Origin of the sequence: Streptococcus thoraltensis DSM 12221, from assembly GCF_000380145.1 — a bacterium.
GTDB classification, from domain to species: domain Bacteria; phylum Bacillota; class Bacilli; order Lactobacillales; family Streptococcaceae; genus Streptococcus; species Streptococcus thoraltensis.
In genome coordinates, this window is record NZ_KB904599.1 from 18,339 (window position 1) to 28,924 (window position 10,586).

Below are 10,586 nucleotides of genomic sequence, written 5' to 3' on the forward strand. Positions count from 1 at the left end.
CAAGTGTGGAATGATTCTCTGCAGTTTTTAAATCCCTTATCAAGCGATTCAAAAACTTGATTCGTAACCGTTTGTGATGCGAAACAAAGAAGATTAACAATAGCTAAAAGCGCTAAGTCTCATGACTTAGAAAAAGGCATGAGATACGTCTGTAATAGGAAGCATAGGACTTATTTTGAAATTCGCTTCATTGGATTAGAAGATAGCGGTAGTTTCATAGTGTCTATTTTATTTTTTGTTAAGGATAATAGTCTTCGAAAATCCACTTCAGCTCTATCAGACTTGCCTAGTCTGATGTTAATTATGAATTGCAATAAAGCCTTACATTTTCAATTGTTCTATTGCTTATAAGGGAGGCTTTTTATTGTCCAAGCTGATTGGATATTTGTGTTATAATAGTTAGCAATATAAAGCGAGGTCAGTATGAGTAGAATTATTGAATTACCAGAACTTTTAGCTAATCAGATTGCTGCTGGTGAGGTCATTGAACGACCGGCAAGTGTTGTGAAAGAATTGGTGGAAAATGCCATCGATGCAAAAGCTAACCAAATCAGCATTGACATTGAAGAATCTGGTCTACGAAAAATTGTCATTACCGATAATGGGATTGGGATGAGCCGTGATGATTTGGAATTGAGTTTGCGCCGTCATGCCACAAGTAAAATCAAAAAACAGGCTGATTTGTTCCGCATCAGAACATTAGGTTTTCGTGGCGAAGCCCTGCCTTCTATTGCTTCAATCTCACATCTAACCATGGAAACAGCTAGTGAGGATGAAACTGTTGGAGCAGCCTTGTTTGCTAAAGGGGGTCATATTGAGTCAGTAGAGACTATTTCACGCCCAGCAGGAACTAAGATTTCTGTTGAGAATCTCTTTTATAATACACCAGCTCGACTCAAATACCTCAAAAGTTTACAATCTGAACTGGCTCATATTGTTGATATTATAAACCGTTTGAGTTTAGCCCATCCCGATATTGCTTTTACATTAACCAGCGATGGACGTCAAATAACTCAGACAGCAGGAACGGGGGATTTAAGACAGGCTATTGCGGGTATTTATGGTCTTAATACCGCAAAAAAAATGGTAGAAATTTCGACGTCTGATTTAGACTTCGAAGTATCAGGTTATGTCAGTTTGCCCGAATTGACCCGTGCCAACCGCAACTATATCACATTATTGATTAACGGGCGCTACATCAAGAATTTCCTTCTTAATCGTGCTATTTTGGATGGCTATGGTTCTAAGCTGATGGTTGGTCGTTTTCCGATTGCGGTCATTGATATTCAAATCGATCCTTATTTAGCGGATGTCAATGTTCATCCTACCAAGCAAGAAGTCCGCATTTCAAAAGAACGTGAACTGATGACCTTGCTTAGCACGGCTATCAAGGAATCGCTTCAAGAACAGGATTTAATTCCAGATGCATTGGAAAATTTAGCTAAGTCCGCAACTCGAACGGCAGAAAAACCTGTACAAACTAGCTTGTCATTAAAACAATCGAATATCTATTACGATGCAGACAAGCAGGACTTTATTGAAAGACCGAATGTTTTGGAAGAACCAATCCAATTTGAAAAAACAGAAGTTCTCACTGAGGTTGACATCGCTGTAAATGAAGTTGACGATGGTGTCAATCAAGATGTCAAGGTATCGCCAAATATAAAATTTGCCGAAAGAGACAAAAATCTTCTTGATAATGAAGAACATGGTAGTCTTGATTTTCAAAATAAATCAAAAATCAACCGCATGATTGACCATTTAGAAACCGAAGAAACGTCAACTTTCCCAGAGCTGGATTATTTTGGTCAGATGCATGGGACTTATCTGTTTGCACAGGGTAAGGGTGGTCTTTATATCATCGACCAACATGCTGCTCAAGAACGTGTTAAGTATGAGTATTATCGCGATAAAATTGGTGATGTTGACAGCTCATTACAGCAGCTTTTAGTTCCGTACTTGTTCGAATTTTCATCCTCTGATTTTTTGAATTTACAAGAGAAAATGCCCCTGTTAAATCAAGTGGGTATCTATCTAGAAGCCTATGGGGATAATACTTTTATTCTGCGTGAACATCCTATTTGGATGAAGGAGGAAGAGATTGAAGCAGGTGTCTATGAAATGTGTGACATGCTCCTTTTGACAAACGAGGTTTCTATTAAAAAATATCGTGCAGAGCTAGCCATTATGATGAGTTGTAAGCGATCCATTAAGGCTAATCATATCATTGATGACTATTCTGCACGTAATTTGATTTACCAATTGTCTAAGTGTCAGAATCCTTATAACTGTCCGCATGGACGTCCAGTTTTGATTAACTTTTCATCGTCTGATATGGAAAAAATGTTCAGAAGAATTCAAGAAAATCACACAAGTTTAAGAGATTTAGGAAAATATTAAGTTGACAGGTTTGTCAACTTAATTGTAATGGATATTATGAGAGAATTTTTTACCTTGCCCAAGCAATTGCAATGGCGAGAGGAATTACGGTTTGTTTCTATCATTCTAGGGAGCGCTATTTTCCCTTTTATGTCTATGTATTATGTGCAACACTTTGGCGCTTTTATTACAGGTTTGTTAGTTATTGTGACGCAAATTGTTAGCTTTATTGCTACTCTTTATGGGGGTCATCTTTCGGATTCTTTGGGACGAAAAAAAGTGACGGACTTGGGAAATCTTGGTGTTTTTATAGGTTATGTTCTGACAACAGTTGCGAATCTACCCGGGCAGGTTCAACCAGCCATGACTTTCATTGGGATTTTTACGGTTGAAGTGGCTTCTAATTTTGCCTATCCAGCTTATGAAGCTATGTTGATTGACTTAACCACTGAAGAAAATCGGCGTTTTGTTTACACTATTAATTACTGGTTAATCAATGTTGCGGTTATGGTGGGAGCTGGGATTGCTGGCGCTTTTTATGACCACCACTTTTTTGAGTTGCTTCTTGCTATGACGCTTATTGCAGCGTCTTCTTATATCATTATGCGTTGGAAATTTGAAGAAACTCGTCCCAAAAACTTTGCTTTTGCCCATGGGCGTGGTATTTTGGCAACTTTTCACAATTACAGTGAAGTTGCTAAAGATAAGGTATTTATGCTGTATACTTTAGGCACCATCCTTTTTGCAGCTGTCTGGGGACAGGTTGACAACTATATTCCTATCCATTATAAGACCTTCTATCAGGAGACGGATTTATTTGGTATAACGATTAGTGGGTCCAAATTGCTTAGTCTAGCTTTGCTTATTAATACTGTAATGATTGTCCTTTTGATGACGAGCATCAACCGTTTAACAGAAAAGATGTCTTTACTGCTTCAGATTCTTTTAGGAGGTGGAATTTTTGCAACGGGGATTTTTGCAGCCCTAACTTTTAAGAGCCTCATTCCCATCATGCTAGCAGCGGTAGTCTATACTTTAGGCGAGATGATTTATATACCGGCTAGTCAGGTTCTTCGTGTCAAGATGATGGATAATAACAAGATTGGATCGTATTCAGGCTTTTTGGCGATTTCCCAACCTCTGGGGATTATTATCGCTGGGGCTATGGTTTCGTTCAGTGATTTTGCAGGAACATTAGGCGTTCAGCTGATTTTTATCGTCATCGCCTCATTAGGGCTATATCTTATAGTGCATTCAGCTAAGTTGCACCATCTTTTTTAAGGAGAATTCATGTACGATTATATTAAAGGAAAATTGACGAAAATTACCGCAAAGTTTATTGTGGTAGAAGCAAGTGGATTAGGTTATATCATCTACGTTGCTAATCCTTACTCATTTTCAGAAAGTGTCAATCAAGACGTTCAGATCTATCTGCACCATGTTGTCAGAGAAGACGCTCATCTGTTGTTTGGCTTCCACTCAGATGAAGAAAAAGACGTCTTTCTTAAATTAATTTCAGTATCAGGCATTGGGCCAATGACAGCACTTGCGATTGTGGCTGTGGATGATAATGAGGGCTTGGTTCAGGCTATTGATAATAGTGACATCAAGTATTTAATGAAATTCCCTAAAATTGGTAAGAAGACAGCTCAACAAATGATTCTTGACTTAGCAGGTAAATTTGTCGATGCCCCAATGGAAAATGGTAAGGCACCGAAAACGAAAACCGCTACGACAAATGAACAGTTGGATGAAGCTATGGAAGCCCTTCTAGCCCTAGGTTATAAAGCTAGCGAACTTAAAAAAATCAAAGGCTTCTTCGAAGGAACCAAAGAAACCGCAGAACAATACATCAAATCAGCCCTAAAAATGTTGATGAAGTAAAATGTGAGAGCAAAACAAATCCAGCGAAAATAGGAAATCTGATGAAGATGTTTGAGTTGATAAAGTTTTCTTTTTTCCCACTTTGTAGCTCGCACTTAACTCCCCTAGTAAATCCTTTTGTCACGGACATCGTTCAGAATCAAAGCAAATGGTTTTTGAGTTGTCACGTCGTCATACACTTTAGCATACTGGTTAGTGAAGTATCTGGTCGTATGATGTGAATGCTGTTTTGTATTCATTGGGTACTTAGCAGTTGCTTTATCCAGTATCTTTATATACTTAGACAGAGACAGAAAAAAATGCAGGAGGTTTCACATGAAACGCTGTTCTTGGGTCAAGGAATCCAACCCACTTTATATTGCTTACCATGATGAGGAGTGGGGTAAGCCACTCCATAAGGAACAAGCTCTGTTTGAGCTATTGTGCATGGAAACTTATCAGGCTGGTTTGTCATGGGAGACTGTTCTTAATAAGCGCCAAGCCTTTCGTGAGGCTTTCTATCATTATGATGTTGATAAAGTAGCAATGATGACAGATGACGAGTTGGATAAACTTTTAGATAATCCTGCCATTATTCGTCATCGCTTGAAACTGTATGCGACCAGGTCCAATGCGCAAGCCTTTTTGGCGATTCAAAAAGAGTATGGATCTTTTGACTGCTACATCTGGTCTTTTGTCAATGGTAAAACTGAAATACATGATGTAGCAGACTACCGCCAAGTTCCAGCCAAAACAGAGCTATCAGAAACGGTGTCCAGGGCACTCAAAAAAGCCGGTTTTAAATTTGTCGGCCCCGTTGCCGTTCAATCCTTCTTACAGGCAGCTGGATTGGTTAATGATCATGAAAATGACTGCGAGTTTAAATAATACTTAGTTGACAACATCTTGACAAAATTGTCAATCTATCAAAAAATCAGACTTTCCCATGAAAGTCTGATTCAGATTGGAGATAAGTTCCATTTTGGACATTTATCTCCAATCTTTTTTGTAGCTAAAAACAAAACATTCTCAAAAATGTTGATATAACAGCGTTTCTAAAAGTTTAATTGTAGTTAAATGAATTAACAATTAGACAAGGGACTGAGATGTGGCCAATACTGGAGTAGGGCAAGTCGAAAATGACGATGTATCAAAGTTATACTCTTCGAAAATCAAAAGCAGACCTTGTTGACTTGATTTGATGAAGACAGTTCTATCTGCTATCTGTGTCGTCTAGTCTGCTTTTGATTTTCATTGAGTACTAATTCAAAAGACTATATTTTCCATCTCCCTGCAAGATTTTTTGAACTATCATATTTTCAGAAGGCTGTTTACGTTTTAAGTCTGTATTTGTTTATTCTGCTGCTAAGGCTTCAATCGGGTTGAGGCGCGCAGCTTTACTTGCTGGTGCGATGCTGGCAATCAGGGCAATCAAGATACCAATAATGACAGCAATCAAGATTGACGTCAGTGAAATTTGAATAATGTCAAATTCGATAGTATCATAGACCAACTTGTTAACGGCAATTTGTGCTAGAAAGGCTGTGATGATGGCTAGGATATTAGCTGAAATACCTAACAGTAAACTTTCGTTGACAAAGAGGTGACGAATATCTTTACGACGAGCTCCCATGGCTCGAAGAATACCGATTTCCTTAGTTCGTTCGGAGACACTCATATAGGTGGTTGCAACAATCATGAGAATGCTTACTAGGAGTGAAATCCCTGCAATCAGAGCTAGCACAACACTGACGATGTAGGTAACCTGAACAATACTATCTAAAATATCACCAATACTTGCCACACGGAAACGACCTTGCTCATTGATTTTAAGCTTGCGAACGGCCTTTTGAGCAGCCTTGGTGTTGTTCAAATCATCGACAGAGGCTGTTATAAAATTAGGTTCTATATTGATTTTTTCTGCAGAGGCTGTGTCTTGTAGGTCTTTGAAGTTTACCATGGTATAGCTAGCGCTGGTTCCTGAGACAATCAAGTCTTTTGTGATTCCTTGTTCTTTTCCTAATGGAAGGGTTAGAGTGACTGTTTTACCAACAATTTTTTCAAATTTCTTGCCGACAAGGGCTTTGGCTTGTGTTTCAGATAGGACGATTTGCCCAGTTTTAGGATACTTCTTATTAGAGATGCTATCAGCTAATAGGGTTGCATTTTTAGTGATGAGGTTATCTGGTCTATCCTGTTCTGTTTGACTAGACTGAGGTTTAGGATTGGCCTCTTGGCCTTTGAGAGCTACTTGAAAGGCAGGTGACATGTAGCCTTTTTCCACTTTGGTGATGTGCTTGATTTTAGCGATGTCAGAAGCGTCTTGATCACTCATGCTGGATTGATTAGGTTTGAAGACTTGGAAAGCTTTGGGGTTAGCAATCCCATCAATGAAGTCGTTCATGTAGTTGGTAGCACCATTGCCTAGGCCTAAGAAAAACATGACCGAAAAGAGACCGATAGCTGTACCAATAGTAATCATAAGGTTTTGCTTCCAAGCATTTCGAAAGTGGGCGAAAGCCATTTTCCAAATATCTATAGTCTTGAGTGGACGAGCTTCAAAATCCTTAGGGCGGGCAGCTTGGCTGAAAGGTAGGCGAAGGCGCTCATCCCCTATCACACGACCATCAGCTAGACGGATAATACGTGATCCAGCATCAGCAACCTCTTGTGAGTGAGTCACGACGATAACGGTTTTGCCACTTTTGGCAATCTTTTGCAGCAAGTCGAGAACTTCCTTGGTGTTTTGGCTATCCAGAGCTCCAGTTGGTTCGTCGGCAATGATGATGTCAGGGTCACTGGCTAAAGCACGTGCGATAGCAACACGCTGTTTTTGCCCACCAGAGAGTTGAGTGGGCTTTTTTCTGCGGTGTTCATAAAGCCCAACCTGCTTGAGGAGATTTTCTGCCCTTTTAACCTGTTCTTTATGGCTTAACTTGGTCATCTGAAGACTGGTCATGACATTGCCTAAGACACTGAGGTAATTGACAAGATTAAAAGATTGAAAGATAAAACCAATGGTATCACGACGATAGTTGTCCATAGACTTTTCTTTTTTATCTTTTTGACGTTGCCCATTGACAATCACGTCACCATCATAGGCACGATCCAAGCCGCCGATGATATTCATGAGAGTAGATTTACCGCCACCTGATTCGCCAAGAATGGAAACAAAGTCTCCTTGTTCAAAGCTTAGGTCAATACCTTTAAGGACGGGAAATTCTTCTTTTCCTAAATAGTAAGATTTGTGGATATTTTGCAATTCTAAAATAGACATATTTTCTCCCAAATGATTTCTAAACTGTCTAGTAGTGTATCCTAATTTTCAGAAAAATTCAGTAATCCAGCGTGAAAAAAATAATTTTTTAGAATTTGTGCTAAAATGTAAGCAAGTTTTCGAATAGTAAAGTAGGTGGGTAAATGAAAGCAGAATTAATTGCAGTCGGAACAGAAATCTTAACCGGACAAATCGTTAACACCAACGCCCAATATTTGTCAGAAAAAATGGCAGAAATTGGGATAGATGTTTACTACCAAACAGCTGTTGGAGATAATGAAGAAAGACTGTTATCAGTCATTGATTTGGCAAGTAAACGCAGTGATTTGATTATCCTATGTGGTGGCTTGGGACCGACAGAGGATGATTTAACCAAGCAAACCCTGGCTAAGTATTTGAAGAGAGACTTGGTTTTTGATGAGACAGCCAATCACAAATTAAATCAGTTCTTCGCGTCACGTCCTAAATACAGCCGTACTCCTAATAACGAACGTCAAGCTCAGATGGTTGAAGGGTCAACCCCCATTCAAAACATTACAGGTCTTGCTGTTGGTGGTGTGTTGAGTGTTGATGGTGTGACTTATGTTGTCTTACCTGGTCCCCCAAGTGAGTTGAAACCTATGGTGCAAGATGGTTTGGTGCCACTCTTATCAACCAGCGGTGAGCAGCTTTACTCTCGTGTACTTCGTTTCTTTGGTATTGGTGAGAGCCAGTTGGTGACGGTCTTAGCAGATTTAATTGACCAGCAAACAGACCCGACTCTTGCTCCCTATGCTAAAGTTGGTGAAGTGACCTTGCGTTTATCAACCAAGGCTAAAGACCAGCAGTCTGCCGACACTAAGTTGGATGCACTAGAGGCGCAAATCTTAGCGACACAGGGTTTGGATGATTTACCGCTAAGAAATCATTTGTATGGTTATGGTGAAGGCAATTCCTTAGCCCAAGTGACGGTGGATTTGTTGAAGGATTCTGGAAAGTCCATTACGGCAGCAGAAAGTTTGACGGCAGGGCTTTTTCAGTCGACTATTGCTGAATTTCATGGGGCGTCTTCGATTTTTGCTGGCGGTTTTGTGACCTATAGTTTGGGACAAAAAGCTTCCATCTTGGGCATATCAGAGACGGATTTAAAGAGGCATGGTGTTGTTAGTGATTTTACTGCTAAAGCCATGGCTGAGGCTGCGCGTGAGAAGGTTGGAGCAGATTTTGCGATTTCTCTAACTGGAGTGGCGGGTCCTGATGAGCTTGAAGGTCAACCAGTCGGTACAGTCTTTATTGGACTGGCTAGTGAAGCAGGTGTGGCTGTCAAAAAAGTTCATATCGGTGGCCGTAGTCGTTCAGATATTCGTTATATTGCAGTTTTGCATGCTCTAAATATGGTTCGACAAGCATTGCTTGCATGATTATATTCACTTAATTTGGTATAATAAGAAGGCTGATACTTTGGTATTTCTGTGGATAACTTGTGGAAATAACAGGGTAACACCATTGTATGACTAACTGTGATATTTGGTGACAGTTAGTTTTATTTAAGAATATAGGAGACTATTTTGGCTAAAAAACAAAAAAAATTAGATGATATTTCTAAAAAATTTGGTGACGAGCGTCAAAAGGCGCTTGATGATGCTCTTAAAAATATCGAAAAGGACTTCGGTAAGGGAGCTATCATGAAGCTTGGTGAACGCGCCGAGCAAAAAGTTCAAGTCATGAGCTCAGGTTCGTTGGCGCTTGATATTGCACTTGGTGCAGGTGGTTACCCTAAAGGGCGCATCATTGAAATCTACGGACCTGAGAGTTCTGGTAAAACAACGGTTGCGCTCCATGCCGTTGCTCAAGCGCAAAAAGAAGGTGGGATTGCTGCCTTCATCGATGCCGAGCATGCCTTGGACCCAGCTTACGCTCAAGCTCTTGGTGTTAATATTGACGAGCTTCTCTTGTCTCAACCAGATTCAGGGGAGCAAGGTCTTGAAATCGCTGGTAAATTGATCGACTCAGGTGCGGTTGACTTAGTGGTTGTCGACTCGGTTGCTGCTCTTGTCCCTCGTGCTGAAATCGATGGTGATATTGGTGATAGCCACGTTGGTTTGCAAGCGCGTATGATGAGTCAGGCTATGCGTAAATTGTCAGCGTCAATTAACAAGACTAAAACAATCGCTATTTTTATTAACCAATTACGTGAAAAAGTTGGAGTGATGTTTGGTAACCCTGAAACAACACCTGGCGGACGTGCCCTTAAATTCTACTCATCTGTTCGTTTGGATGTTCGTGGTAATACTCAAATTAAGGGAACGGGTGACAAGAAAGACCAAAATGTTGGTAAGGAAACTAAAATTAAGGTTGTTAAAAACAAGGTTGCACCACCGTTCAAAGAAGCTTTCGTAGAAATTATGTACGGCGAAGGGATTTCTCGTACGGGTGAATTAGTCAAGATTGCTAGTGATTTAGATATTATCCAAAAGGCTGGTGCATGGTTCTCTTACAATGGCACAAAGATTGGTCAGGGTTCTGAAAATGCTAAGAAATTCTTGGCAGAAAATCCAGCTGTCTTTGATGAAATCGACCAGAAAGTGCGCGTGCATTTTGGTATGATTGACGCACCAGAAAGTGAAGAAGCATCGGCTGAAGAGATTCAAGCATCAGAAACAGACGAACTCGTATTAGACCTCGATAGCGGCATTGAAATTGAGGAGTAGAAGCGTTCGGTGGATATTTTTAGCTCGCCGACTAAAAAAGAAGTAAACAGCATAAAGCTGGAACTTCTTGATTGCTCTATTGGTTTATAAATATTGAAAAGAATTCAAGAGTAACCTTGGATTCTTTTGAGTTTAAGAAAAAGTGGCAAAATTCAAGTCCAAGTTAGCCAGCGTATAACACCTCTCTGGGAGTTTTGTAATCTAATACTTTCTTAGGATAGTTATTGATCCAATTTTCAATGAATGTGACCTGTTTTTGGGTCGCATTTTTACTTCCCTTTGGTAACCAACGTCGAATCAAACGATTATGGTTCTCATTGGTCCCTCTCTCCCAAGAGGCATAAGGGTGGGCATAGTAAATTTGCTCAGGGTCAAAA

The 10,586-nt window shown here is 40.0% G+C and carries 7 protein-coding genes and 1 pseudogene; 6 read left to right on the forward strand and 2 right to left on the reverse strand.

The genetic code is table 11. The features are described from left to right. Window positions 1-423: 423 nt before the first annotated feature. The 4 genes from mutL (at window position 424) to A3IA_RS0106265 (ending at window position 5,130) form a co-directional block, all read left to right on the forward strand. Window positions 424-2,400 carry a DNA mismatch repair endonuclease MutL gene (mutL, locus tag A3IA_RS0106250; protein ID WP_018380466.1) on the forward strand — a complete coding sequence of 659 codons (1,977 nt, stop codon included), beginning with the start codon at window positions 424-426 and terminating at the stop codon, window positions 2,398-2,400. Window positions 2,401-2,436: 36 nt separating this feature from the next. Beyond that, window positions 2,437-3,660 carry an MFS transporter gene (locus A3IA_RS0106255; protein ID WP_026217591.1) on the forward strand — a complete coding sequence of 408 codons (1,224 nt, stop codon included), beginning with the start codon at window positions 2,437-2,439 and terminating at the stop codon, window positions 3,658-3,660. 9 nt (window positions 3,661-3,669) lie between these two features. After that, window positions 3,670-4,263, forward strand: a complete 594-nt coding sequence (gene ruvA / locus A3IA_RS0106260; protein ID WP_018380468.1) for a Holliday junction branch migration protein RuvA — start codon at window positions 3,670-3,672, stop codon at window positions 4,261-4,263. A 315-nt stretch (window positions 4,264-4,578) separates the two neighbouring features. Continuing rightward, entirely contained in the window at window positions 4,579-5,130 is a 552-nt protein-coding gene (locus A3IA_RS0106265; protein ID WP_018380469.1) for a DNA-3-methyladenine glycosylase I, read from the forward strand. Window positions 5,131-5,596: 466 nt separating this feature from the next. Here the strand turns inward: A3IA_RS0106265 and A3IA_RS0106270 are convergent, their stop codons facing one another. Then, entirely contained in the window at window positions 5,597-7,519 is a 1,923-nt protein-coding gene (locus A3IA_RS0106270) for an ABC transporter ATP-binding protein/permease (protein WP_018380470.1), read from the reverse strand. A gap of 143 nt (window positions 7,520-7,662) precedes the next feature. On the opposite strand from A3IA_RS0106270, the gene A3IA_RS0106275 reads away from it, so the two are divergent. Continuing rightward, entirely contained in the window at window positions 7,663-8,919 is a 1,257-nt protein-coding gene (locus A3IA_RS0106275; protein WP_018380471.1) for a competence/damage-inducible protein A, read from the forward strand. Between the two features lie 147 nt (window positions 8,920-9,066). Further along, window positions 9,067-10,209: a recombinase RecA gene (recA, locus tag A3IA_RS0106280; RefSeq protein WP_018380472.1), complete on the forward strand. Its 1,143-nt coding sequence runs from the start codon at window positions 9,067-9,069 to the stop codon at window positions 10,207-10,209. 163 nt (window positions 10,210-10,372) lie between these two features. On the opposite strand, the pseudogene A3IA_RS0106285 reads toward recA, so the two are convergent. Beyond that, window positions 10,373-10,586 (reverse strand): annotated as a pseudogene (locus A3IA_RS0106285) (IS30 family transposase); the annotation flags it as partial.

Excerpts from the sequence above, each read along its gene's own strand:
- ruvA (WP_018380468.1), top strand. The coding sequence starts at position 3,670 with ATGTACGATTATATTAAAGGAAAATTGACGAAAATTACCGCAAAGTTT.
- A3IA_RS0106265 (WP_018380469.1), top strand. The coding sequence starts at position 4,579 with ATGAAACGCTGTTCTTGGGTCAAGGAATCCAACCCACTTTATATTGCT.
- A3IA_RS0106275 (WP_018380471.1), top strand. The coding sequence starts at position 7,663 with ATGAAAGCAGAATTAATTGCAGTCGGAACAGAAATCTTAACCGGACAA.
- mutL (WP_018380466.1), top strand. The coding sequence starts at position 424 with ATGAGTAGAATTATTGAATTACCAGAACTTTTAGCTAATCAGATTGCT.
- A3IA_RS0106255 (WP_026217591.1), top strand. The coding sequence starts at position 2,437 with ATGAGAGAATTTTTTACCTTGCCCAAGCAATTGCAATGGCGAGAGGAA.
- A3IA_RS0106270 (WP_018380470.1), bottom strand. The coding sequence starts at position 7,519 with ATGTCTATTTTAGAATTGCAAAATATCCACAAATCTTACTATTTAGGA.